At 66.6% G+C, this 25133-nt stretch carries 24 protein-coding genes; 13 read left to right on the forward strand and 11 right to left on the reverse strand.

Annotated features, from left to right (window positions below; all coding sequences use genetic code 11):
- Window positions 1–2: 2 nt before the first annotated feature.
- The 5 genes from AC51BJ_RS09535 to AC51BJ_RS09555 form a co-directional block, all read right to left on the reverse strand.
- Window positions 3–458: a BglII/BstYI family type II restriction endonuclease gene (locus AC51BJ_RS09535; protein ID WP_496280069.1), complete on the reverse strand. Its 456-nt coding sequence runs from the start codon at window positions 456–458 to the stop codon at window positions 3–5.
- Window positions 455–1441, reverse strand: coding sequence for a DNA-methyltransferase (locus AC51BJ_RS09540; RefSeq protein WP_496280070.1), 987 nt, complete (start codon window positions 1439–1441; stop codon window positions 455–457). Before AC51BJ_RS09540 ends, AC51BJ_RS09535 begins: the two co-directional genes overlap by 4 nt.
- Window positions 1442–1726: 285 nt before the next feature.
- Window positions 1727–2113 (reverse strand): type II toxin-antitoxin system RelE/ParE family toxin, encoded by a 387-nt coding sequence (locus tag AC51BJ_RS09545; RefSeq protein ID WP_496280071.1) that lies wholly within the window; start codon window positions 2111–2113, stop codon window positions 1727–1729.
- Window positions 2106–2405, reverse strand: coding sequence for a type II toxin-antitoxin system Phd/YefM family antitoxin (locus AC51BJ_RS09550; RefSeq protein WP_496280072.1), 300 nt, complete (start codon window positions 2403–2405; stop codon window positions 2106–2108). The genes AC51BJ_RS09545 and AC51BJ_RS09550 overlap by 8 nt, the downstream gene beginning before the upstream one ends.
- Window positions 2406–2539: 134 nt before the next feature.
- Complete coding sequence (locus AC51BJ_RS09555; RefSeq protein ID WP_496280073.1) at window positions 2540–2788, reverse strand: type II toxin-antitoxin system ParD family antitoxin; 249 nt, start codon at window positions 2786–2788, stop codon at window positions 2540–2542.
- Window positions 2789–3238: 450 nt separating this feature from the next.
- Between AC51BJ_RS09555 and AC51BJ_RS09560 the strand changes: the two genes are divergently transcribed.
- Window positions 3239–4399 carry a Fic family protein gene (locus AC51BJ_RS09560; protein ID WP_496280074.1) on the forward strand — a complete coding sequence of 387 codons (1161 nt, stop codon included), beginning with the start codon at window positions 3239–3241 and terminating at the stop codon, window positions 4397–4399.
- 29 nt (window positions 4400–4428) lie between these two features.
- On the opposite strand, the gene glmS is transcribed toward AC51BJ_RS09560, so the two are convergent.
- Both glmS and glmU read right to left on the reverse strand, forming a co-directional pair.
- Window positions 4429–6267, reverse strand: a complete 1839-nt coding sequence (glmS, locus tag AC51BJ_RS09565; RefSeq protein WP_496280075.1) for a glutamine--fructose-6-phosphate transaminase (isomerizing) — start codon at window positions 6265–6267, stop codon at window positions 4429–4431.
- A gap of 48 nt (window positions 6268–6315) precedes the next feature.
- The gene (glmU, locus tag AC51BJ_RS09570; protein WP_496280076.1) at window positions 6316–7677 is read right to left on the reverse strand and encodes a bifunctional UDP-N-acetylglucosamine diphosphorylase/glucosamine-1-phosphate N-acetyltransferase GlmU; all 1362 of its coding nucleotides are present in this window, start codon (window positions 7675–7677) and stop codon (window positions 6316–6318) included.
- A 147-nt stretch (window positions 7678–7824) separates the two neighbouring features.
- Between glmU and AC51BJ_RS09575 the strand changes: the two genes are divergently transcribed.
- Window positions 7825–8334 (forward strand): DUF4124 domain-containing protein, encoded by a 510-nt coding sequence (locus AC51BJ_RS09575; protein ID WP_430435331.1) that lies wholly within the window; start codon window positions 7825–7827, stop codon window positions 8332–8334.
- 551 nt (window positions 8335–8885) lie between these two features.
- Here AC51BJ_RS09575 and AC51BJ_RS09580 read toward each other — a convergent pair.
- Entirely contained in the window at window positions 8886–9872 is a 987-nt protein-coding gene (locus tag AC51BJ_RS09580) for a LysR family transcriptional regulator (protein WP_496280077.1), read from the reverse strand.
- 377 nt (window positions 9873–10249) lie between these two features.
- Here AC51BJ_RS09580 and AC51BJ_RS09585 point away from each other — a divergent pair, with 377 nt between their 5' ends.
- The 11 genes from AC51BJ_RS09585 to fba all read left to right on the forward strand — a co-directional run bounded on the left by AC51BJ_RS09585 (window position 10250) and on the right by fba (window position 21568).
- Entirely contained in the window at window positions 10250–11716 is a 1467-nt protein-coding gene (locus AC51BJ_RS09585; protein ID WP_304026178.1) for a form I ribulose bisphosphate carboxylase large subunit, read from the forward strand.
- A 136-nt stretch (window positions 11717–11852) separates the two neighbouring features.
- Window positions 11853–12272, forward strand: a complete 420-nt coding sequence (locus AC51BJ_RS09590; RefSeq protein ID WP_019916035.1) for a ribulose bisphosphate carboxylase small subunit — start codon at window positions 11853–11855, stop codon at window positions 12270–12272.
- Window positions 12273–12348: 76 nt separating this feature from the next.
- Entirely contained in the window at window positions 12349–13278 is a 930-nt protein-coding gene (gene cbbX / locus AC51BJ_RS09595) for a CbbX protein (protein ID WP_496280078.1), read from the forward strand.
- Complete coding sequence (locus AC51BJ_RS09600) at window positions 13268–14035, forward strand: HAD-IA family hydrolase (protein WP_496280079.1); 768 nt, start codon at window positions 13268–13270, stop codon at window positions 14033–14035. Before cbbX ends, AC51BJ_RS09600 begins: the two co-directional genes overlap by 11 nt.
- Window positions 14032–14733, forward strand: coding sequence for a ribulose-phosphate 3-epimerase (rpe, locus tag AC51BJ_RS09605; protein ID WP_496280080.1), 702 nt, complete (start codon window positions 14032–14034; stop codon window positions 14731–14733). Before AC51BJ_RS09600 ends, rpe begins: the two co-directional genes overlap by 4 nt.
- The gene (locus AC51BJ_RS09610; protein WP_496280081.1) at window positions 14726–15445 is read left to right on the forward strand and encodes an HAD-IA family hydrolase; all 720 of its coding nucleotides are present in this window, start codon (window positions 14726–14728) and stop codon (window positions 15443–15445) included. The genes rpe and AC51BJ_RS09610 overlap by 8 nt, the downstream gene beginning before the upstream one ends.
- A gap of 85 nt (window positions 15446–15530) precedes the next feature.
- Entirely contained in the window at window positions 15531–16604 is a 1074-nt protein-coding gene (locus AC51BJ_RS09615; protein WP_341422830.1) for a class 1 fructose-bisphosphatase, read from the forward strand.
- Between the two features lie 38 nt (window positions 16605–16642).
- Entirely contained in the window at window positions 16643–17521 is an 879-nt protein-coding gene (locus AC51BJ_RS09620) for a phosphoribulokinase (protein WP_496280082.1), read from the forward strand.
- Between the two features lie 19 nt (window positions 17522–17540).
- Window positions 17541–19613, forward strand: coding sequence for a transketolase (tkt, locus tag AC51BJ_RS09625; RefSeq protein ID WP_496280083.1), 2073 nt, complete (start codon window positions 17541–17543; stop codon window positions 19611–19613).
- 2 nt (window positions 19614–19615) lie between these two features.
- Window positions 19616–20506, forward strand: coding sequence for an aldehyde dehydrogenase (locus tag AC51BJ_RS09630; protein WP_496280084.1), 891 nt, complete (start codon window positions 19616–19618; stop codon window positions 20504–20506).
- Window positions 20507–20551: 45 nt separating this feature from the next.
- The gene (gene fba / locus AC51BJ_RS09635; protein ID WP_024300718.1) at window positions 20552–21568 is read left to right on the forward strand and encodes a class II fructose-bisphosphate aldolase; all 1017 of its coding nucleotides are present in this window, start codon (window positions 20552–20554) and stop codon (window positions 21566–21568) included.
- Between the two features lie 385 nt (window positions 21569–21953).
- On the opposite strand, the gene AC51BJ_RS09640 is transcribed toward fba, so the two are convergent.
- From AC51BJ_RS09640 to AC51BJ_RS09650, 3 genes are read right to left on the reverse strand one after another with little or no spacing between them, the layout of a single operon-like run.
- On the reverse strand, window positions 21954–23315 hold the full coding sequence (locus tag AC51BJ_RS09640; protein WP_496280085.1) for a sensor histidine kinase: 1362 nt from the start codon (window positions 23313–23315) through the stop codon (window positions 21954–21956).
- A gap of 21 nt (window positions 23316–23336) precedes the next feature.
- A complete protein-coding gene (locus tag AC51BJ_RS09645; RefSeq protein WP_496280086.1) occupies window positions 23337–24104 on the reverse strand; it encodes a helix-turn-helix transcriptional regulator in 768 nt (255 codons plus the stop codon).
- A 10-nt stretch (window positions 24105–24114) separates the two neighbouring features.
- On the reverse strand, window positions 24115–24975 hold the full coding sequence (locus tag AC51BJ_RS09650; protein ID WP_430432317.1) for a DMT family transporter: 861 nt from the start codon (window positions 24973–24975) through the stop codon (window positions 24115–24117).
- Between the last annotated feature and the right edge of the window lie 158 nt (window positions 24976–25133).

The raw sequence follows: 25133 nt of genomic DNA on the forward strand, positions 1-25133 counted from the left end.
TATCACTCCAATGCGTAAACGAGAGTCGGAACGTGGTAGGCCTTTTTAAAGATATCTAACTCGCGTTCGAGTCGTTTTGCCTGGGCAATGTTTTTGCCGATAGCCTTAGCCACCTCCTGGGAAGGCACCACGATAACAGCAGAACTGATCGCGTTATCGAAGTACAGCACTTGCAGCTTGATGATATCAGCGTAGATTCGGGCTACGTTTCCCGTCTGCAAGCAGAGCCCAACACTGTCCTTGCTGGACGTGATCGTCATATCCGAGTCTTTGGAGACAGGAATTTCTCCCGACCATCCAGCCGCTTTGATGCTGGATAAAAAGTGATCTCGGATTTTTGTGGCTGAGCCCTCAGCCGGCTTGATGTCGATAGCCGTGATGGCGGCTTCAACATCCTTCTGATGACTCCTGGGAACTGACTTATCCCCGGCACAGTGAATATATTTATAAAACTTCACTCATCCCCCTGTGACCGATAGCCCTCTGGCGCGCGAGACAAGTTGCTTCGGGTGTGATCAAAAACGGGCTTATCATGTGGCCGATATTTAATAATCCCGTTTAGCGTGTCTTGAAGTCGCTTATGCCCAATCTTTGCGTAGACAGCACTTAGCTCGCATCCAAGAAACCGTCTTCCATGCAAAGCAGCGGCAACTCCAGCTGACGCAACACCCGCAAACGGATCGAAGACAGTATCCCCAGGATTGGTAAGAGAGAGCACCAATCTTTCAATGAGCCCTACCGGAAACTGACAAGGGTGTTCTGTTTTTTCAACGTGATTGCCTTTTACGTTGGGAATATTCCAAACATCCTCTGGGTTCTTCCCAAGTGGATTTCCTGAAAGCTCGCCTTGATTGGGTCCTTTAAAGTGCCGTTTGCCAGGATATTTGGCTGGCACTCTCACCGTATCCAGGTTAAAGGTGTATTTGTCTTTGCTATTCTTTGTTTTGGTGTACCACAGCACTACTTCATAGCGGCCGGAAAATCTCTTTTGGGCGTGTAGTCCGTGTCCAAAGTGCCAGACGATGCGGTTTCTGAGTTGCAAGCCGTGCCGCTTAAAAATGGGGGCAAACTCAATATCCAGAGGCCATATTTGGTTCTCATCTACATAGGTCCCCACCTGCCAGCAAAGCGACCCGCCATCCTTTAGTCTGGGCACCAGGTCATCAATGATCTTCTCTTGCCATTGAAGATAGTCGTCTAGTGCCTGCCGCGTTTCGTACTCTTTGCCGATGTTGTAGGGAGGGGAGGAGACGATCAGATCGAACAAGGGTTCTCGGGGGAGAACTTGCATCAGGCCCTCCGTCTTCCCTTGCCAAAGCGCGTAGTCATGGCCCAAAAGCTCGGTGGCATCGCTGCACTTGCTGGCCTTGAAGAGGTGGGCTGTTGAACCGAGGTCCAGCAGGTCTAGATCATTTAGCTTCACTTGAGTGGGGCTAAGCATGGTTGTTCTTGTAGCGATTCATTGGCTCACTTGATGAGCTTGCCTCTGGCAGTTGCTCTGCGCCCCTTGTGCCCATGAGTAGCGGTGGCCACACGGAGGCCCGTGCTCTGCCCGTAATAGTTCGCCGGGAGCACTTCGAGCTTGTTGATCATGCTTCGGTGCTCTGCATCAGCGACAGCCCTTAGAGTGAATTTGAAGGTGGGCGAGACACGCAGGTTAAGCGCGTCCGTATTTGTGTCATCAAACGTCATGAGCTACCCCCCCAAATGTACCAGAGCTCTATGCTCAATTTCCCGCAGGCCATAGCCCAGCGAAATCGAACGACAACTGCCGATGATGGCGGATAGTGAGCAGGTAAACCGTCGCCAGGTCATCGGTCACGGTATAGAGCATCAGGTAGTCGCCGTGCAGATACCCGCGAAGGGAATCGGCAGCGCCTGTGGGCATGGCGGCAAGTTGGCTGAGAGCCTCTGCGGATTGGGGCGGGTGGTCGAGGTAGCGTCGACCGATGCGAGGAAAGGGGGCCAGATTGGGGATGACCGTGCTGCGCAACTGATCGAGAAGATAGTCGAAGGCCGCGCCTGCATCAGCTTCGATCGGAAAGGCTTCGATGCCTTCGAGGCGCGCCAGGAAACTGTCGGTCAGCTCAACCCGGCGAAGGTCTTCAGCCACGTGTCTTCGCGCGACGCTTCTGGAGACCGGCGATTGCGGCATCGGCCGGCTGGGTCCGGCACGCTGCAATGTCGTCCAGACCGCGACGGGCGTCTTCAAGCAGAAGCAGATGGATGCGTTCGCGTTCCAGCCGGTGGTAGTCGTCCAGCCGGTCGGCGTCGATCAGCGCGACATGGCTTTCGCCGTTCTTGGTGATGATCCTTTCTGCGTCGGCTCTGGCCTGCTCGGCCAGTTCCGAGAGATTGGCGCGTGCCTGGGTGAAGGGCACCACGTCGCGCGCTGAAAAACCCATGACTGGCTCCCGGTGGGAAGGTGACGGAATTCTGTGCAGCCTATCGACGCACGTGCGATGTCGCTACAAGGGGGTCTGGTCATCTGCTGCGAGTGCGCGCTCCGCGTCTCTGGAAGGACGCGCCACACGATCGCTCATCGAGCCTTCGCATACTCGGCCGCCAGCCTTGCACTCACTGCATCGGCCGTCAAGGCGCGCGACGGATCTGCCCTCAAGGCGTCATAAGCCGGCCCGATCTGCCGGACGAGCCAGTTCTCCACAGCGCGCCGGCCATCACGGATGACTTCGCCTTCTCTCGCGCATTCGCCCGAGCGGACCGTCTCGTTTGCTTCGCCAGCCTTGCCTCCGGACGGGACCACGCCGCTTTGCTTCGTTGTGCGCATTGCTCGCTCCATCGCTGAACAGGCTGATGGTGTTCCAGCGCTGCGCCGGCGTCCAGACCTTGAGGTGGATTGCTTCGCCGTCGGCCTTGGCCGGGGGAAAGTCTGTGCCTGCGCGACAGTCGGGTTTGACGCCGGAAGCTGGTCAGCAGGCAAACTTCGCCGCGTCGTCCATGGTAAGGACGGAGGCCGTGAGGCAAATCCATGGGCTAGCGAGAGTAAAAGGCGTTGGTCCATCCGCGTACTCTGAAGCAGCACCACGTCAGGCACACGTGTTCAAGATACGCATGGGAGAAATTGCAGAAAAAGTGCCGAAATTTTCAAGATATTTTTCCTTGATCCATATTTCAGGCATTTGTTCTGACTGAATTTTTCTCGCCCTATTGAAGATACCAAGATCGTCGATTACAGATAATCTACGACTTTGCCCTTACTTCGGCACAGGGGCCGCTCATGCCTGCCTTCCGCCATCATGATCTGAGTCTGCTGAACACCACCTTCGCCTCACCCCTGGTCGATGTGGTGACCGAGCTCGAACATCTGCGCCGTCTCCGGCTGGAGGGCAGCACGCCCGCACCGGTGTTCTTCCAGCTCAAGCAGATCTTCCACATGCTGGAAAGCCTGGGGTCGGCCCGTATCGAAGGCAACCACACCACGCTGGCCGACTATGTCGAGAGCCGGCTGGAAGACGTTGCGGCAAGCGTGAGTGACACGCTGCGTGAAATGGCCAATATCGAAGAGGCGATGGCCTTCATCGAGGCGCATTTCGCTCCCGGCGACGACATCACCGAACATCTTGTGCGCGAGCTGCATGCGCTGACGGTGCGCGACCTGCAGCGGGAGGGCGACGCCACCCCCGGCGCCTACCGCCAGGGGTCGGTGCGGATTTCGCAGTCCGACCACCTTCCACCCGAGGCGCTGCAGGTGCCGCAGTACATGAGCGAGCTGGTGGCGTTCATCAATCAGCCTGACCCGCCCAAGTACGATCTGATCAAGGTCGCGCTCGCCCACCACCGCTTCGCGTGGATACACCCCTTCGGCAACGGCAACGGGCGTGTGGTACGGCTGCTGACCTATACCTTGATGATCAAGTACGGCTTCGACGTCAGGGCAGGCGGGCGGGTGCTGAATCCGACCGCGGTGTTCTGCAACGACCGCGACCGCTATTACGCCACGCTCAGTCAGGCGGACACCGGCACGCAGGAAGGACGCGAGGCGTGGTGCATCTACGTGCTGTCCGGCGTGCGCGACGAACTGGACAAGGTGGCCCGGCTGACCGATCAGGGCTATCTCATCGACCGCATCCTGACACCAGCGTTGCATCATGCGCGCGAGCGCGAATCATTGACGCAGATGGAAGAGCGGGTGCTTATGGCAACGGCCCACAGAGGGATCGCCAAGGCGGGCGACCTGAAAGCGGCGATGCCCGGGATGACGGAAGCCCAACGCACCTACCAGATCCGCAAGCTTGTGGAGCGCCGGATGCTCGTACCGATCCACGAGGGCGCACGTCAGTACACCGTGGGTTTCAGCAACAGCGTGTTGCTGCGTGGCGTGATCCGCGCACTGACGGCGGAAGGGTTCATCCCCGAGGCGTTGAACCGCCCGGGTTGATCGACATTCAAGCGCGCGTGGTGCGCGCCTCACTCCACCGTCACGCTCTTCGCCAGATTCCGCGGCTTGTCCACGTCGGTGCCCTTCACCAGCGCCGCGTGATACGCCAGCAGTTGCAGCGGCACGACGTGCAGCACCGGTGACAGCAGGCCGTAGTTCTCCGGCATGTTCAGGATGTGAACGCCCTCGCCTTCGACCATTTCGGTGCCGGCGTCGGCGATGACGTAGAGCTCGCCGCCGCGGGCGCGGACTTCCTGGATGTTGCTCTTGAGCTTTTCGATCAGCGCGTCGTTCGGGGCGATGGCGATGACCGGCATGTCGCGGTCGACCAGTGCCAGCGGGCCGTGCTTCAGTTCGCCGGCCGGGTAGGCTTCGGCGTGGATGTAGGAAATTTCCTTGAGCTTGAGCGCGCCTTCGAGCGCGATCGGGTAGTGCTGGCCGCGGCCGAGGAAAAGGGCGTGGTGCTTCATCGCGAAGCGTTCGGCCCAAGCCTGGATCTGCGGCTCAAGCTCCAGAACGCGGGTGACGGCGCCCGGCAGGTGACGCAGTGCGCCGAGGTATTTCTCTTCCTGCGCGACGCTGAGCGTGCCGCGGGTCTTGGCCATGGCCAGCGTGAGCAGCGCGAGCGCGGCGAGCTGGGTGGTGTAGGCCTTGGTCGAAGCAACACCGATTTCCGGGCCGGCGCGGGTGATGAAACGCAGGCTCGATTCGCGCACGATGGCCGATTCCGGCACGTTGCAGATGGCCAGCGTGCGGGTCATGCCGAGCGTCTTGGCGTACTTCAGCGCGGCCAGCGTGTCGGCGGTTTCGCCGGACTGCGAAATGGTGACGACCAGGGTATCCGGGTCGGCCACCGGCTTGCGGTAGCGGTATTCGCTGGCGATCTCGACCGAGCATTCGATGCCGGCGATGTCTTCCAGCCAGTAGCGGGCGACCAGGCCGGCGTGGAAGCTGGTGCCGCAGGCGAGCACGAGCACGCGGCGCACCGAGCGGAACACGTTGTCGGCTTCGACGCCGAACAGGTTGGGCGTGATCGAGCGCGCCTGGGCCAGCATTTCGAGCGTGTTCGACAGCGCGGCCGGCTGCTCGAAAATCTCTTTCTGCATGTAGTGGCGGTAGCTGCCCAGCTCGACCGCGTCGGCCGACAGCTGACTCACCTGCACCGGGCGGTCGACCGGCGTGCCGTCGAGCCGCATGATGCGCATCGAGTCGCGGGTGAGTTCGGCCATGTCGCCGTCTTCAAGGTAGATCATGTTGCGCGTGACCTGCAGCAGCGCCGAGGTGTCGGAGGCGGCGTAGTTGCCGTTGTCCGACTGGCCCAGCACCAGCGGCGAGCCGTGACGGGCGACGACGATGCGCGAGTCTTCGCCTTCGGTGACGATGGCGATGGCGTAGGCGCCGATCAGTTCGCCGCAGGTGGCGCGCACGGCGTCGAGCAGGTCGGGCGTGGTCTTCAGATGGTGGCGCACCAGGTGGGCGATCACTTCGGTGTCGGTTTCCGACGTGAAGGTGTAGCCGAGGCTCGTCAGGCGGGCGCGCAGCGGCTCGAAGTTTTCGATGATGCCGTTGTGCACGACGGCCAGACCGTCGCTGATGTGCGGGTGCGCGTTGCGCTCCGACGGCACGCCGTGCGTGGCCCAGCGGGTGTGGGCGATGCCGATCGACGCGTCGAGATTCTGTTCGCTGGCCTGGGTGGCCAGTTCCGCCACGCGGCCCACCGAGCGCAGGCGGCGCAGTTCGGTGCCGTTGGCGCCATTGAGCACGGCGAGGCCGGCCGAGTCATAGCCGCGGTATTCGAGCTTGCGCAGCCCTTCGAGCAGTACGGGAACGATGTTCTGGCCGGCGATGGCCGCGACGATGCCACACATGGGAAATCCTTTGCCGTTGCGATGCGTTGTGTGTCGGTTACTGCCCGGTCATTTCTTTTTCTTCACCGGCCGGGTCCAGCCGGTGATGGTGGTCTGGCGCACGCGCGAGATGGTGAGCTCGCCCGGCGGTGCGTCCTGCGTCAGCGTGGTGCCGGCGCCCAGCGTGGCGCCGCGGCCGACGGTGACCGGCGCAACCAGCTGGGTGTCGGAGCCGATGAACACGTCGTCTTCGATGATGGTGCGGAATTTGTTGGCGCCGTCGTAGTTGCAGCAGATGGTGCCGGCGCCGATGTTCACGCGGCTGCCCACGGTGGCGTCGCCGACGTAGGCCAGGTGGTTGGCCTTGCTGTGGGCGGCGATGTCGCTGTTCTTCACTTCGACGAAGTTGCCGATGTGCACGTCTTCCGCCAGGTTCGCGCCGGGGCGCAGACGCGCGTAGGGGCCGAGCTGGCAGCCGGCGCCGACCACGGCGTCGTCGAAATGGCAGAAGGGCGCGATGACGGTGCCGGCGGCGACGGTGACGTTGCGCAACACCGAGTGCGCGCCCACCTTGACGCCGTCGCCCAGTTCGACGCGACCTTCGAAGATGCAGCCGATGTCGATCTCGACGTCGCGGCCACAGACCAGCTCGCCGCGCACGTCGATGCGTGCCGGGTCGCGCAGCGTGACGCCTTCGGCCAGCAGGCGTTCGGCGTTTTCGCGCTGGTGGATGCGTTCGAGTTCGGCCAGTTGCGCCTTGTCGTTCACGCCCAGCGTTTCCGAAACGCGTGCCGGCTGCGTGCTCACCACTGGCACGCCGTCGCGCACGGCAGCGGCGACCACGTCGGTCAGGTAGTACTCGCGCTGGGCGTTGTCGTTGGACAGCTGGTCGAGCCAGCCGGCGAGCTTGCCGCCGGGCACGACCATGATGCCGGTGTTCACTTCGCGGATGGCGCGCTCGGCCTCGGAGGCATCCTTCTGCTCGACGATACGCACGATGCGGCCTTCGCCGTCGCGCACGATGCGGCCATAGCCGGTCGGGTCGTCGAAGCTGACGGTGAGGATGGCGAGCTTGTCGTTGCCGGCCGCTTCGGCCAGCTTGACCAGCGTGTCGGCGCGCAGCAGCGGCACGTCGCCGTAGAGGATGAGTACCGGCTCGTCGCGCGACAGATGCGGCAGCGCCTGGCGGACGGCGTGACCGGTGCCGAGCTGTTCGGCCTGCAGCGCCCAGTTGACCGCGACATCGGGGAAGGCTGCACGCACTGCGTCGCCACCGTGGCCGTACACCACGCAGGTATGCGACGGGTTCAGGGACGCTGCGGTGCGCAGCACATGCCCGAGCAGCGGGCGGTCAGACAGGGGTTGCAGCACCTTGGGCAGGGCGGAGCGCATGCGCTTGCCTTGCCCGGCTGCCAGAATGACGATCTGCATCGGACACCATATGGCGGAAAACCGCGTGGATTCTAGCATTCGGGGTACGACGGCCTGCTGCGCAGCAGTTCTCGCCCACCGCGTGTTTGCAACCTGCCGACGTGTGCGTTGCCATAGATTTAACAATTCAACCGGGAGGTCTACGACATGAAAGCCGTCGCCCTTTACGCCGCTCTCTGCATGCTGCCCGTGACGCTGTTCGCGGGCGACACCGTGCACCGCTGGGTCGATGAACGCGGCGTGGTGAATTACGGCGACGCGCCGCCCGAGGGGCGCAAATCGACGCCGATACGCACGGTCGATCCGCTCACCGTGACCGGCTCACCGCCCCCTGCCCGTGCCGCGACGCCGCCAGCCCCGGCAGGTGGAGTGGCAGACCGCGACGCGGTACAGCGCGAAGTCGAATCGGCATTGCAGCGGGAACGTGCGTCGGCCGCGCGAGAGAGCGCCGCGCGGCAGGAGGCGGCAATGGCGGAAGCGCGCCGACGCTGCCTGGAACAGAGACGTGTGGATTGCGACGATCCTGTACTGCTGGAGGAGCCCCTGTACGGCGTGCCGCCGCGCATCATCCGTCGCCACCCTCCCCTCTACCCGCCGATAGCCCGTCCGCCCGCACCGCCCCCGGAGCCGCCGGTGCTGATGCGCAAATTGCCGTAGGCGGATTGCTCAGACGGGGCGCGACCGGAGCCCGGTGCGGGGTTTTGTGGGAGGGGTCATCTGACCCCGACAGCGGCTTGGATCGAAGCCCGCGGACCGCAACGGCCGCGTCGCGGCCAAGGCCGCTCCCACAAGAGAGGCGCCTGACCCGCGGCCCGAGCCAGAGCGCGGGTTTTGTGGGAGGGGTCTTCTGACCCCGACTGCGGCTTGGAGGACCGCAAAGGTTGCGTCGCGGTCAGAAGACCGCTCCTACAGGGGTGGTGCGCCGGATCCACGACCGGAGCCTGGGCGAGGATTCTGTGGGAGGGGTCTTCTGACCCCGCCAGTAGCCTGGATCGAAGTCCGAGGAAGGCGGCGACCGCATCGCGGCCCAGGCCGCCCCCACAGCGGCGGAGCGCCCGATCCACGACCTGAGCCTGGGCCGGGATCCTGTGGGAGGGGTCTTCTGACCCCGACAGCAGCCTGTATCGAAGTCTGAGGATGGCTGCCACCGCATCGCGGCCAAGGCCGCTCCCACACAAGCACTTCCGGATCGCGTCGCTGGACCGTCCCTAGCCCGACAGAGGCGGAAGGTCCGCCCCGGGCCCGGCCGCGCACACCTGCATCGCCAGCCCCGGCGCGCGGGAGAGCTGGTCCTGCACGTGCTGCTGGCCGTGGTCGATCAGGAAGCGCTCGAATTCCTGGCCGATGCGGGTGAGCTGGCGTGACGCCAGCCGGATCACATACCACTCGCGCTCGATCGGATTGCCGGCCACCGGCAGCAGCGCCAGTTCGCCCGACTCCAGTTCGTGCCGGCAGATGTGCTGCGACATGAAGGCGAGGCCGAAGCCGGCGGCGCACATCTGCTTGATCGCCTCGTTGCTCGACAGCTCGGAACCGATGCGCAGGCTCAGGTCCGCCTCGCGGAACAGCTGTTCCAGCGTCGTCCGCGTGCCGGAGCCGCGTTCGCGCACCAGCAGATCCTCTTTCGCCAGATCGCGCAGCACCAGCCGCTTGCGCGCCATCAGCGGGTGGGTCGGTGCGGCGACGAAAGCCATGGTGTGGCGGGCGAAGGGCGTGGCCACCGTTTTCAGGTCCTTCGGCGGCCGACCCATGATGACCAGATCGACCTCGTGCGTGGTGAGCAGGCGCACGATCTCATCGCGATTGCCCACCTTCAGCTTCACCTCGACATTCGGCTGTTCGCGCGCGAACACCACCAGCATGCGCGGCACCAGGTACTCGGCGGTGGTGACCACGCCGATGCGCAGCCGCCGCGACACGACGCCGCGATAGGCCGCCATTTCGTCGCCCACCTCGCGCCACAGGTCGAGGATGCGCGCCGCGTAGGCAGCCATCAGCTCGCCGGCGCCGGTCAGGCGGATGCCGCGGCCCTCGCGTTCCAGCAGCGGCGTGCCGGCAGACTCTTCGAGCAGCTTGAGCTGTATCGACACCGCAGGCTGGGTCAGGTGGATTTCGCTGGCCGCGCGCGACACGCTGCCCAGACGGGCGACCGCGTGCAGCGCTGAGAGCTGGCGTAGCGTGGCGTTCTTGAGCATGGGCAATCTCCTGCGGGCCGGAAAGGGATATCCGGACCATTACAAGTTGCGCGCCAGCCTGGTCACGGGCGCACAAAACCGCGCCTCATGAGTGCCAAGTCATTGATAAACAAAAGCTGATACATCCAGTGTCGCACCGCCGCAGCGGGCCGGCCCGGCAACATGCATTGCAGCCGCAGCCCCGCACCGCAAGCGGCGCTTGCAGTGAACGCGACCGATGCGGCAGCGCAGCATCCACTTTCCGACCCCCACCTGGCATAAGCCTAACTTAATCGAACGAGGAAAAAAACAAACTTTTCTTATCCATGCCCCTTCCCCAGACTGGATTCAAAGCCGGGCTCCCACCGGCCAACGACCGCATCCAACAGGAGGAAGACATGGGCGACATGAACACGCCGCAGCAGATCACCGACGCCAAGAAGCGCTACTCGGCCGGCGTCCTGAAATACGCGCAGATGGGTTACTGGGACGGCGACTACCAGCCGAAGGACACGGACATCCTGGCGCTGTTCCGGATCACGCCGCAGGAGGGTGTGGACCCGATCGAAGCCGCCGCCGCCGTGGCTGGCGAGTCGAGCACCGCCACCTGGACGGTGGTGTGGACCGATCGCCTGACCGCCTGCGACATGTACCGCGCCAAGGCCTACCGTGTCGATCCGGTGCCCAACACGCCGGGCCAGTACTTCTGTTACGTCGCCTACGACCTGTCGCTGTTCGAGGAAGGGTCGATCGCCAACGTGACCGCCTCCATCATCGGCAACGTGTTCTCGTTCAAGCCGCTGAAGGCCGCCCGGCTGGAGGACATGAAGTTCCCGGTCTCGTACGTGAAGACCTTCTCCGGCCCGCCGACCGGCATCGTGGTCGAGCGCGAGCGCCTGGACAAGTTTGGTCGCCCGCTGCTGGGCGCCACCACCAAGCCCAAGCTGGGTCTGTCCGGCCGCAATTACGGTCGCGTGGTGTACGAAGGCCTGAAGGGCGGTCTTGATTTCATGAAGGACGACGAGAACATCAACTCGCAGCCCTTCATGCACTGGCGCGACCGCTTCCTGTTCGTGATGGACGCGGTGAACAAGGCCTCGGCCGCGACCGGCGAGGTGAAGGGCAGCTACCTCAACGTCACCGCCGGCACGATGGAAGAGATGTACCGGCGCGCCGAATTCGCCAAGGAACTGGGCTCGGTCATCATCATGGTTGACCTGGTGGTGGGCTGGACCGCCATCCAGTCGATGTCGCACTGGTGCCGCCAGAACGACATGGTGCTGCACATGCACCGCGCTGGTCACGGCACCTACACGCGGCAGAAGAATCACGGCGTCAGCTTCCGCGTCATCGCCAAATGGCTACGTCTGGCCGGCGTCGACCACCTGCACACCGGCACCGCCGTCGGCAAGCTGGAAGGCGACCCGCTCACCGTGCAGGGTTACTACAACGTGTGCCGCGACACGCACACCAAGGTCGACCTGCCGCGCGGCATCTTCTTCGACCAGGACTGGGGCGCGCTGCGCAAGGTGATGCCGGTCGCATCGGGCGGCATTCACGCCGGCCAGATGCACCAGCTGCTGGACCTGTTCGGCGATGACGTCGTGCTGCAGTTCGGCGGCGGCACCATCGGCCATCCGCAGGGCATCCAGGCCGGTGCGACCGCCAACCGCGTGGCGCTGGAAGCGATGGTACTGGCACGCAACGAGGGCCGCGACATCAAGGCCGAAGGCCCGCAGATCCTGCGCGACGCCGCCAAGTGGTGCACGCCGCTCGCGGCCGCCCTCGATACCTGGGGCGACATCACCTTCAACTACACCTCGACCGACACCTCGGACTTCGTGCCGACACCGTCCGTCGTCTGACCCGCTTCACTCCTGTGGGAGCGAGCTTGCTCGCGATTCCGGCCTCGAATCGCTGCCGGAAGATGGATGCCGACCGCATCGCGAGCAGCGCTCGCTCCCACAGAACCGCTACGTCACCGAATTCAGGAGAAATACCATGCGCATCACCCAAGGCACCTTTTCCTTCCTGCCCGACCTGACCGACGCGCAGATCCGCGCCCAGGTCGAGTACTGCCTGGCCAACGGCTGGGCGATCGGCATCGAGTACACCGACGATCCGCACCCGCGCAACACCTTCTGGGACATGTTCGGCAATCCCATGTTCGACGTGCATGACGCGGCGGCGATCATGATGGAGGTGAAGGCCTGCCGCGACACCTTCCCGCAGCGCTACATCCGCGTCACCGCCTTCGACTCGACGCACGGCACCGAGTCGGTCGTGCTGTCCTTCATCGTCAATCGCCCGGACGCCGAGCCGGGCTTCCGCCTCATCCGCACCGAAGAACCCGGCCGCACCGTGCGCTACTCGATCGAGAGCTACGCCGTGCAGGCACACCCGGAAGGCGCGCGCTACTGAGTCCCGACCGCGCCCGGTGCGGCCCTGCGCCCGCCCGGGCCGGTTCTTCCTTCTGATCCGTTGAGAGGCAGACACCATGGACACCGCCACCCTCGCCACCGCCGCGGAAGGACTCGAAACGGCCAGCTCGCCGCGTTCGATGTTCGCCTCGTCCGGCGTGCAGGCGCTGCTCGAACAGCTCGACGCCGAGCTGGTCGGGCTGGCGCCGGTCAAGGGCCGCATCCGCGACATCGCGGCGCTGCTGCTGATCGACCGCCTGCGCGCGCAGCAGGGCCTGCAGTCGCAGCCGCCCTCGCTGCACATGTGCTTCACCGGCAACCCCGGCACCGGCAAGACCACGGTCGCGCTGCGCATGGCCGAAGTGCTGCGCCAGCTCGGCTACGTGCGCAAGGGTCATCTGGTGGCGGTGACGCGCGACGACCTGGTGGGCCAGTTCATCGGCCACACCGCGCCCAAGACCAAGGAAGTGATCAAGAAGGCGATGGGCGGCGTGCTGTTCATCGACGAGGCCTATTACCTCTACCGGCCGGAGAACGAGCGCGACTACGGACAGGAGGCGATCGAAATCCTGCTGCAGGTGATGGAGAACCACCGCGACGACCTGGTGGTGATCCTCGCCGGCTACCGCGACCGCATGGACACCTTCTTCTCCAGCAACCCCGGCATGGCCTCGCGCATCGCGCACCACATCGACTTCCCCGACTACAGCGAGGACGAGCTGATGCGCATCGCCGAGCTGATGCTGTCCGGCCTGAACTACCGCTTCGACGGCGACGCGCACGAGGCCTTCGCGCGCTACGTGCGGCTGCGCCGCCAGCAACCCCACTTCGCGAATGCGCGCTCGGTGCGCAACGCGCTCGACCGCATCCGCCTGCGCCACGCCACCCGGCTGTTCGACCTCGACGCGGCGCCGACGCGCGACGCGCTGTGCACGCTTGAAGCCGGCGACGTGCTGGCCAGCCGCGTGTTCGCCGCCAACGGAAAGGACGACCTCCATGCGTCTTGATGCCCTCATCTTCGACGTCGACGGCACGCTGGCCGACACCGAAGAAGCCCACCGCACCGCCTTCAACCTCGCCTTCGAACAGCTCGGCACCGGCTGGAAGTGGTCGCGCACCGAGTACCGCCGCCTGCTGTCGACCACCGGCGGCAAGGAACGCATCGCGCGCCACATCGCCTCGCTCGACCTCGCCGACGGCGACCGCGCTGAGCTCATCGCGCGCATTCCGCAGATGCACGCGGCCAAGACCCGCTTCTACAGTTCGGTGGTGCGCGACGGCGCGGTGCCGCTGCGCCCCGGCATCGCACGGCTGCTCGACGAAGCGGCCGCCGCCGGCTGCCGCCTGGCCATCGCCAGCACCACCACCGCGGTGAATATCGACGCGTTGCTGCACGCCACGCTGGGCGGGCGCGCGCTCGACCTGTTCGGCGTCATCGCCTGCGGCGACCAGGTGGCCGCCAAGAAACCGGCGCCCGACATCTACCTGCTGGCACTGCAGCACCTGGGCGTGCGCGCCGACCACGCCATCGCCTTCGAGGACTCCGCCAACGGCCTGCGCGCCGCGACGGCGGCCGGGCTGTGGACCGTGGTCACGCCCACCTTCTGGACCGAGGACCACAACTTCGACGAAGCCGGCCTGGTGCTGCCGCAGCTGGGCGACCCGCAGGCGCCGCTGGCCGGCGAACCCGGCACGCGCCTGCGCGAACGCGCTTGGCTCACCTTCGGCGAACTGAACGGCCTGCGAGAAGGCGCGCTGTCATGAATGGACTGCGCATCGCCCCCAGCCTGCTGTCGGCCGATTTCGCGCGGCTGGGTGAAGAGGTCACGGCCGTCATCGAAGCCGGCGCCGACCTCATCCACTTCGACGTGATGGACAACCACTACGTGCCCAACCTGACGGTCGGGCCGCTGGTGTGTCAGGCCATCAAACCCTACGCGACAGTGCCGATCGACGTGCACCTGATGGTGAAGCCGGTCGATGCGCTGATCCCGATGTTCGCCAACGCCGGCGCCTCCATCATTTCCTTCCACCCGGAAGCGAGCGAGCACATCGACCGCACCGTACAACTCATCCGCAGCCACGGCGTGAAGGCCGGGCTGGTGCTGAACCCGGCGACGCCGCTCAACGTGCTCGACCACGTGCTGGAGCAGCTCGATCTGGTGCTGCTGATGTCGGTGAATCCGGGCTTCGGCGGCCAGCGCTTCATCGAATCGGCACTGCCGAAGATCGAGGCGGTGCGCCGCCGCATCGACGCCTGCGGCCGCGACATCTGGCTCGAAGTCGATGGCGGCGTCAATGCCGACAACGCGGCCCGCGTCGCCGCGGCCGGCGCCGACACGCTGGTCGCCGGCTCCGCCGTATTCACCGGCGGCCGCTATGCCGATTCCATCCGCACGCTGCGCGAACGCGCCCTCGCCGGCCGCGCGCAGATCTCCGCCCACGAGTCCTCCCATGCCTGACAAGAACATCCCCGACCTGAGCCGCATCCACGCCATCGCCTTCGACCTCGACGGCACGCTGGTCGACAGTGCCGCCGACATCTGGCACGCGCTGAACTTCGGCCTGTCGCAGGCCGGCCTGCCCAATGTCGACCTCGTCACCGTGCGCGGCTGGATAGGCGGCGGGCCCGACAAGCTGATTTCGCGCGCGATCGACCACCTCGGCCTCGCGCACAGCGACGGCACGCTGCATGCCCGGCTGCGCGCCGACTTCGACCGCGCCACGCTGGAAGCGCCGCTCGATCACGGCATGGTCTATGACGGCATCGAGGAAATGGTCGAAGGCCTGTACGCCATCTGCCCGCTGGTGGTGGTGACCAACAAGCCGACGCCGCTGGCACGCGCGGTACTCGCCGCTGCCGGCCTGCTGCCCTTCATGTCCGCGGTGTACGGCGGCGACCGCGCCGATCTGCTCAAGCCTTCCCCAGCCATGCTCGACGCCGCCGCCGCGCGCCTCGCCGTGAAGCCGGCGCAGCTGCTGATGGTCGGTGACAGCTCGGCCGACCTGCTGGCCGCGCAGGCCGCCGGCTGCCCGGTCGCGCTGGTCGGCTGGGGCTACGGCACGGCGGGCGGTCACCACGCCAGCGCACCCGGCGTCACCCCATGGCCTGTCGGCTCACCGTCGCAGCTGCTCGCGCAGATGAGCGCGCGCTTCGAGGAAGAGACCGAATAGCGCCCGACACGCACCCGGCATACCGGCGCAGCGCCGCACAGACGGCGCGCGCATCCACGCATTCACATCAAGGGAGGAGAGTCTCATGCCCACAGGCGGACGCACCACGCTGGTCCAGTACCTGATCGAAGAACGCCGCCGTCACCCGGAGGCGACCGGCGACCTCAACGCGCTCATCACCGACGTCGCGCTCGCCTGCAAGGCGATCTCGCGCAAGGTGGCCTTCGGCGGCCTGGCCGGCGTTCTTGGCTCGGCAGGCAGCGGCAACGTGCAGGGCGAGGAACAGAAGACGCTGGACGTGCTCAGCAACCAGATCTTCCTGCGCGCCAACGAGTGGGGCGGCCACGTCGCCGCGATGGCGTCGGAAGAGCTGGACGACATCTCATTGCCGCCGGGCCAGTACCCGCGCGGCAAGTACCTGCTCGCCTTCGATCCGCTGGACGGCTCGTCCAACATCGACGTGAACGTGTCGGTCGGCAGCATCTTCTCGATCACCCGCGCGCCCGACCCGGCGCGCGAGGCGACCGCCGCCGACTTCCTGCAGCCGGGCCGCGAACAGGTGTGCGCCGGCTACGCGATCTACGGCCCGTCCACCATGCTGGTGCTGACGCTGGGCAGCGGCACGCACGCCTTCACGCTGGACCCGGTGCTCGGCGAATGGGTGCTCAGCCACCCGAACCTGTCGGTGCCGCGCAGCACCCGTGAGTTCGCGATCAACGCGTCGAACAGCCGCTTCTGGGAGCCGGCGGTGCGCCGCTATGTCGACGAGTGCCTGGCCGGCCGCACCGGCCCGCGCGAAGCCGATTTCAACATGCGCTGGATCGCCTCACTGGTGGCCGAGACGCACCGCATCCTGATGCGCGGCGGCGTCTTCCTGTACCCGAAAGACAACAAGGATCCGGCCAAGCCCGGCCGCCTGCGCCTGCTCTACGAAGCCAGCCCGATCGCCTTCCTGATCGAACAGGCCGGCGGCATGGCCAGCACCGGCCGCAGCCGGCTGATGGACGTGCAGCCGGACGCGCTGCACCAGCGCATCGGCTTCGTGTTCGGCTCGGCCGACGAGGTCGAGCGCATCGAGGCCTACCACCGCGAACCGCCGGCCGACACCTTCCAGTCGCCGCTGTTCGGCAAGCGCGGCCTGTTCGCCGACATCGTCTGAACGCACACCCGATTCCGCACCCTTCCGCGAGGTTTTCCATGTCCGCGAAACACCCCATCGTCGCCATCACCGGTTCGTCCGGTGCCGGCACCTCGTCGGTCACCCGTACCTTCGAGAACATCTTCCGCCGCGAGAACGTGTCGGCCGCCATCATCGAAGGCGACAGCTACCACCGCTACGACCGCGCCGAAATGAAGAAGGCCATGGCCGAGGCAGAGGCTGGCGGCCGTCCGCACTTCAGCCATTTCGGCGAGGACGCCAACCTGTTCACCGAGCTGGAGCAGCTGTTCCGCGACTACTCGGAAAGCGGCAGCGGCCGCAGCCGCAAATACCTGCACAACGACGAGGAAGCCGCGCCCTACCAGCAGCCGGCCGGCACCTTCACGCCGTGGGAGCCGCTGCCCGACAGCGAACTGCTGTTCTACGAGGGCCTGCACGGCGGCGTGAAGACAGAACATGTTGATGTATCCCGGTACGCCGATCTGCTGATCGGCGTGGTGCCTGTCATCAACCTCGAGTGGATCCAGAAGATCCACCGGGACCGCAGCACCCGCGGCTATTCCACCGAAGCCGTGACCGACGTCATCCTGCGCCGCATGCACGACTACGTGCATTACATCTGTCCGCAGTTCACGCGCACCCACATCAACTTCCAGCGCGTGCCGGTGGTGGATACCAGCGACCCCTTCATCGCGCGGACGATTCCGACCGCCGACGAAAGCCTGGTGGTGATCCGCTTCGCCAATCCGCGCGGCTTCGACTTCCCCTACCTGCTGAGCATGCTGCACGACTCCTTCATGTCGCGTGCCAACACGCTGGTGGTGCCGGGCGGAAAGATGGAACTGGCGATGCAGCTCATCTTCACGCCGATGATCCTGCGCCTGATCGAACGCCGCCGTCAGCTGCGCGCCGCCTGACAGATTCCGAGGACTTCCCATGAACGACGCGAACCTCTTTCTCCGCACGCAGTGCGCCAACGCGATCCGGGCGCTGGCGATGGACGCCGTGCAGGCCGCCAACTCCGGTCACCCGGGCATGCCGATGGGCATGGCCGACATCGCCGAGGCGCTGTGGCGCCACCACCTGAAGCACGATCCGGCCGACCCGCAGTGGCCGGACCGCGACCGCTTCGTGCTGTCCAACGGCCACGGCTCGATGCTGCTGTACGCGCTGCTGCACCTCACCGGCTATGACCTGCCGATGGACGAACTGCGCCGCTTCCGCCAGCTGCATTCGCGCACGCCGGGCCACCCGGAGGTCGACATCACGCCGGGTGTGGAAACCACCACCGGCCCGCTCGGCCAGGGCATCGCCAACGCGGTCGGCATGGCACTCGCAGAGAAGCTGCTCGCCGCCGAATTCAACCGGCCGGGCCACGCGGTGATCGATCACCGCACCTGGGCCTTCGTCGGCGACGGCTGCCTGATGGAAGGCATCAGCCACGAAGTGTGTTCGCTGGCCGGCACCTGGAAGCTGAACAAGCTGGTCGTGTTCTATGACGACAACGGCATTTCCATCGACGGCGACGTGACTGGCTGGTTCACCGACGACACGCCGGCGCGCTTCGAGTCCTACGGCTGGACGGTCATCCGCAACGTCGATGGCCACAGCCCGGTGGCGCTCGACGCGGCGATCGAAACCGCGCTCGGCAGCGACAGGCCGGTGCTCGTGTGCTGCGAAACGCGCATCGGCCAGGGCTCGCCCAACCGAGCCGGCACCGCCAAGGCGCACGGCGAGGCGCTCGGTGATGCGGAGATCGCGCTCACCCGCGAAGCGCTGGGCTGGACCGCCGCGCCATTCGAGATTCCTGCCGCGCTGCAGGCCGCCTGGTCGGCGCGCGAACGCGGCGCCGCGGCGCACCGCAGCTGGCAGCAGCGCGTCGACAATTACGCCAGGGCCTTCCCCGAACCGGCGGCCGAACTGCGCCGCCGGCTGAAGAGCGACGCCACGCTGTCGTCCGACGCGCTGCGCGCGCTCGAAGCCGCCTGCGACGCCGCCGAAGCACGCGCCGCCTCGGTCGCGACGCGCAAGGCCTCGCAGGACACGCTGCACATCATCGCGCCGGCGATGCCGGAACTGCTCGGCGGCTCGGCCGACCTGACCGGCTCCAACCTGACCGACTGGAAGGGCAACCGGCCCTTGAAGGGTGACGGTATCGGCAACCACGTGCATTACGGCGTGCGTGAATTCGGCATGGCGGCGGTGATGAACGGTGTCGCGCTGCACGGCGGCTACCGGCCCTACGGCGGCACCTTCCTCACCTTCTCCGACTACGCGCGCAACGCGATACGCATGTCGGCGCTGATGCATCTGCCGGTCACCTATGTGTTCACGCACGACTCGATCGGCCTCGGCGAGGACGGCCCCACCCACCAGCCGGTCGAGCACGCGGCCAGCCTGCGGCTGATTCCGAACGTCGACGTCTGGCGGCCGTGCGACGCCACCGAAACGGCGGTCGCCTGGCGCGAAGCATTGCGCCGTGGTGCCAGCACCCAGCCCGGCCCGGCCTGCCTGCTGCTGTCGCGCCAGGCGCTGCCGCATGCCGGTGACGGCACGGTGCGCATCGACGACATCGCGCGCGGCGGCTATGTGCTGCGCCAGCCGCGCGACGAGCAGTTGTGCCTGATCGCCACCGGCTCCGAGGTCGGCATCGCGCTGCTGGCCGCAGAACTGCTGGCGGCAGACGGCATCGCGGCGCGCGTGGTATCCATGCCCTGCGTCGAGGCCTTCGAGCGGCAGGACGCGCGCTGGCGCGACGAGGTCATCCCGCGCCGGCTCCCGCGGCTGGCCATCGAAGCGGGCTGCACCGCGCACTGGTGGAAGTATGTCGGCGAAGCCGGCGTCAGCGGCGACGTCGTCGGCCTCGACCGCTTCGGCGAGTCGGCGCCGGCCGGTCTGCTGTTCAAGCACTTCGGCATCACGCCCGAGGCGGTGGCCACCCGCGCCCGCGCACTGCTGGCAGCGCACGCTGCAGCACACGCCGAACGCGAAGCGCTGACGGCCGGCTGACCGTGAGAACCACCCGCATCGCCATCGATGGCGGCGGCCGCCTTGCCGCCAGCGTGCTGCGCGCGCTGGCCGGCCGCGATGATTTCGAACTGGTCGCGCTGAACGCACCGCCCGGCAGCAACGACGCCGATGCCCACGTCGGGGGTGCCGACGCGGGGTGTGCTGACTTCGTGCGGCTGCGCGAGCGTGACACCCGCCGCCTGCCGTGGAAGCGGCACGCGGTGGACGTCGTGCTCGACTGTGCTGGCGGCGACGCGAAGGCGCACCTGCAGGCCGGCGCGCGCAAGGTGCTGAGCTGCGCGCCGGCCGGGGCGGCCGTCGATGCCACCGTGGTGTATGGCGTCAACCACGGCGCGCTGCGCGACAGCCACCGGCGCGTGCACAGTGCCTGCCGCGCGACGCACTGCATCGCACCGGTGGCGCGCGTGCTGCACGACGCGCTCGGCATTTCGAACGCGATGCTGACGGCCGTGCACAGCCGGCCGCACGACATCGACACCGGCGCCCTGCCGCAACGCACCGGCGCGCCCGAACACCTGCACCGCGTGTTGCCGGAACTGGAGCACTGCTTCGACGAAACCGAACCGATGCGCATCCCCGGCGTGCATGCGTCGCTGATCGGCATGGTGTTCGTCGCCGAACGCGCCACCTCGGTGGAAGAGGTGAACACGCTGATGCAGGCCGCCGCCTTCGGCGACTGGGCCGACATCGTGCGCTACGGCGACACGCCCTTCACCACCGCACTGTCGGGGCGCGACACCCGCTCCTGCGTTTTCGAATCCGGCTGGACCCAGGTATCCGGCCGCGTCGTCAAGGTCTGCGCCGGCTACCGCGGCGACCTCGGCTACGCCCACCGCGTGGTCGACACCGCGCGCGCCATGCACCGCCTCTGACCCCCAGCCCCTCATCCCCAATCCCTAGCCCCTAAGGAAAAAACCATGCCCATGATTTCCCTGCGCCAGCTGCTCGACCACGCCGCCGAACACGGCTATGGCGTGCCCGCTTTCAACATCAACAACCTGGAACAGATCCAGGCCATCATGCAGGCGGCGCAGAAGGTCAATGCGCCGGTCATCCTGCAGGCCTCGGCCGGCGCCCGGAAGTACGCCGGCGAGCCCTTCCTGCGCAAGATGGTCGAAGCGGCGGCTGAAATGTATCCGGACATTCCGGTCGTCATGCACCAGGACCACGGCGCCAGCGCCGCCGTGTGCGTGCAGGCGATCCGCTCCGGTTTCACCAGCGTCATGATGGACGGCTCGCTGATGGAAGACGCCAAGACGCCCGCCAGCTACGAATACAACGTGGACGTGACCCGCCGCGTGGTCGACATCGCGCACGCGGTCGGCGTGTCGGTCGAGGGCGAGCTGGGCTGCCTCGGCTCGCTGGAATCCGGCACCGCCGGCGAGGAAGACGGCGTCGGTGCGGCCGGCGTGCTCACCCACGAACAGATGCTGACCGACCCGGAACAGGCGGCCGACTTCGTCGCCGCCACCGGCGTCGACGCGCTGGCCATCGCCATCGGCACCAGTCACGGCGCCTACAAGTTCAGCCGCAAGCCGACCGGCGACATCCTCGCCATCGACCGCATCAAGGCCATCCATGCGCGCATCCCGAACACCCACTTGGTCATGCACGGCTCGAGCAGCGTGCCGCAGGACTGGCTGGGCATCATCCGCGAGCACGGCGGCGACATCCGCGAAACCTATGGCGTGCCGGTCGAGGAAATCCAGGAGGGCATCCGCCACGGCGTGCGCAAGGTGAATATCGACACCGACATCCGCCTCGCGATGACCGGCGCCATGCGCCGCGCGATGGCCAAGGACCCGTCCGAATTCGATCCGCGCAAGTTCATGAAGGACGCCATGACCGCCGCCCGCGACCTGTGCATCGAGCGCTTCGAAGCCTTCGGCTGCGCCGGCATGGCCGGTCGCATCGTGCTGCGCAAGGCGGCCTGATCATCGCGAAAACACACCCTCGTAGGAGCGGTCTTCTGACCGCGACCGCGGCGCATCAGTGGGAAGCGGTGCTTGATCGCTGGCCCTGTCGGGGTCAGAAGACCCCTCCCACAGAACCGCGGTCCAGGCTCGGGCCGCGGGTCAAGAGCACGCCCCCTGTAGGAGCGGTCTTCTGAACCGCGACCGCGGCGCATGAGCGGGAGGGGGAGCTTGATCACAGGTCGCGTCGGGGTCAGAGGACTCCTCCCACAGAACCCCGGTCGCGGGTCGGGCGCACTTTCTGTGGGAGCGGCCTTGGCCGCGACAGGGCCGTCGCAGTCCGCCGGCGTCGATCCAGGCTGCCGTCAGGGTCGGAAAACCCCTTCCGATATCGATGCACGCGCGATCAGGTGAGCGAGGCAGCCGCCGGCAGTTCGAGCACGAATTCGGCGCCGCCGTCCGGGTGGTTGCGGGCGACCAGTGTGCCGCCGTGCTGTTCGACGATGCCGTAGCTGATCGACAGGCCCAGCCCGGTGCCCTTGCCGACCGGCTTGGTGGTGAAGAAGGGTTCGAAGATGCGCGACAGGTATTCGTCCGGAATGCCGGGTCCGTTGTCGCGCAGGGTCATGCGGACGCGGTCGTCGGTCGTGCTGCAATCGATGGCCAGTTCGGCGACCCGGCCGTCGGCGCCGGCGGCGTCGCAGGCGTTCTGCAGCAGGTTCATCACCACCTGCTGCAGTTGGCCGGCGCTGCCCATGACGACGCAGGGCGCACCGGCTTCCCAGTGCATGTCGACCGCCGCGGTGGTGCCTTTGCGTATCCAGTGGATGGCGCGCTCGATCACGGTATTCAGGTCGACCGCGGTGCGCCCTTCCGGGTCTACCGCGGAAAAACGCTTCAGGCCGTTCACGATGTCGGCCGTGCGCTGCGCGCCTTCCATCGTGCCTTCGATCAGCGAGGGCAGATCCTTCAGCAGGTGCTCGATGCGCAGCCTGGTGCGCAGCTCGCCCAGTTCCTCGTCAGAGGCGCCGGCGTGCACGGCGTCGATGTAGCGGCCCATGCGTTCGCTGTATTTCTTCAGCGCATGCACGTTGCCGAGCACGAAGCTGATCGGGTTGTTCAGTTCGTGCGCGACGCCAGCGACCAAGCGGCCGAGCGAGGCCATCTTTTCCGAGTGCAGCAGCTGTTGCTGCGCCAGTTTCAGCGCTTCGTGCGCCTCGCGCAGCTCGTGGTAGGCGCGCTTCAGTTCGGCGGTCGGCCGGCCGACGAACACGGTGCCCGCGCGCCGTCCGTTGCGCGTGAAGCGAGGCGTCAGATTGGTGTCGACCGGTACCGGACTGCCTTCGGCGTCACGCAGATTCAGCTCGACCGCCTGACCGCGACGCGACGGATTGGCGTCGTCGAGCACGCCGCGCATGCGGGCGCGACTGTCGTCGTCGGCCAGCAGCGCGAACACCGGCGTGCCGCGCAGTTCGTCGTCGCTGAGGCCGACCAGTTCGCACAGCGCGGCGTTGGTTTCCTCGATCTCGCCGCGCTCATTGCACACCAGCAGCACGTCCGACATCGCGGACATGACGCTGAAGATGAACTGCTGCGACTGCTCCAGCTCGACGTTCTTCTGCTCCAGCGCGATTTCGTCGCTGACCAGCTGCGAATACACCTCGTCCATGCGCTGGATCACGTCCAGCCAGGTCGCCTCGTCCACGCCCTCGATGTGGGCACGGGCGAGCAGGGCGTCGGTATCGGCGGGCTTGGGCAGGTCGGTCATCGCGGCAGCGGGCAGGTGTCGTCAGCGACGCATCGTAGCGCCGGCGGCGCGCCGCCAGTGCCCGGGCGGCAGGCCGAAACGCTGCGTGAAGCGGCGGGTGAAGGCGCTCTGGTCGGCGAAACCGGTATCGAGCGCGATGTCCCCGAGCGAGCGCGTGTCGTCGTCCAGCAGTGCGAGCGCGGCGTCCAGACGCAGGCGGATCAGGTAGCGGTGCGGCGGTTCGCCGAAGGCGTCGACGAAGAGGTCGTGGAAGCGGCGCGGACCATAGCCGAAGCGGGCCGCCAGTTCCTTTAGCGGCGGTGCGTCGCCGGCGTGGCGGCGCAGCCAGCCGTCGATGCGGGCAACCGGGAAACGGCGCGCGTCGTCGTCGGTCGGTGCGGCGTGCAGACGCTGCGCCAGATCGTCGGCAAAGCGGGTGGCCAGCAGCCAGTGACGCGGCCGCGACACGCGCTCACCGGCCACGCCGAGCAGCGGCTGCACGCGTCGGCGCAGCGCAGCGTCGATGGCGAAGGCGCGCGGACGGCGGAACAGCGACGCCGGCAAGGCGACGGAGGCGGACGGCAGGTCGACCACCAGCTGGCGGTTGGTGGCGTCGAGACCACGGTAGTCGTGACGGGTGCCGGCCGGAATCAGCAGCCCGGCACCGGCGTCGACCCGGTGCAGATGGCCGTCCAGTTCCAGTTCGGTACCGCCGTCGCCACCCAGCACGACCTGGTGGAAGTCGTGTGCGTGCCCGGCCGGTTCGGCCGCGTAGCAGCGGGTGTCGACGTTGGGATCGGCGGCGTACATGACATGACTTTCAGCGACGCCGGCACAGTAGCACGCCGCCCAACGCCAGCGCGAAGCCGGCCATCTGCAGCGGCGCCAGCCGCTCGCCGAACAGCAGCGCCGCCTGCGCGGCGGCCAGCGGCGGCGCCAGCAGCACCAGCACGCTCACCTTCGCCGCCGAGCCGCGCCGCACCATCCACACCAGCAGCGTGCTGCCGATGGCCGACAGACCAAGCACCGCCCAGGCGAGTGCCGCCCACAGCGCCGGGCCGGGCACCCATAAGGATTCGCCGAGCGCCAGCGCGATGAGCAGGCAGACCAGTGCACCGCCGGCATTCTGGATGGCGCTCGAACTGAACAGGTCGGCGGCGGCGATCGAGCTTTTCTGCACCAGCGTGCCGGCGGTGATGCCGGCCACCGCCACCAGAGCGACGCCGACGACCAGCGGCGACAGCGCCTCGGGGCCGACGCTGGCCAGTCGCGGCGCCAGCACCAGCACGACGCCGAGCGCACCGGCCAGCAGACCGCCCCAGAAATGGCGGCCCAGCGGCTCGGCGAACAGGCGCTGCGCGATCAGCGCCGTGAACATCGGCTGCAGCGTGGCGAGCAACGCCATCACTGCCGGCGACAGCCCGTGTGCCACCGCCCAGTAGCCGCCACCCATATACACGCCCTGCAGCAGCGCGCCGGCCAGCAGATGCTTGGGCCACTGTTCGCGCGCCGGCCAGGCCGCGCGCAGTGCGACGGCGATGGCCGTGTACAGCAGCGTGGTCAGCGTGAAGCGGGCGAGCAGGAATAGGGCCGGATCGGCCACGCCGTCGATGGCCCGCGCAACGATGAAACCGGTGGACCAGACGAGGACGAAGAGGGCAGGGGCGAACAGCGCTGACACGGGCGTACGGACGGGGCAAAGACCGCAGTCTGCCGCCGCCAGTGCCATCCTGTCTTGTCGAAAACTGCAGCGATATGCGCCGACGGACCGGCACAGCACGTACAGATTGTGCGGTACAGATGCGCGCACCGACGAGCTGTGACGATTTCCCGCTATCG

It is taken from the genome of Methyloversatilis sp. S146-33 (assembly GCF_059552495.1).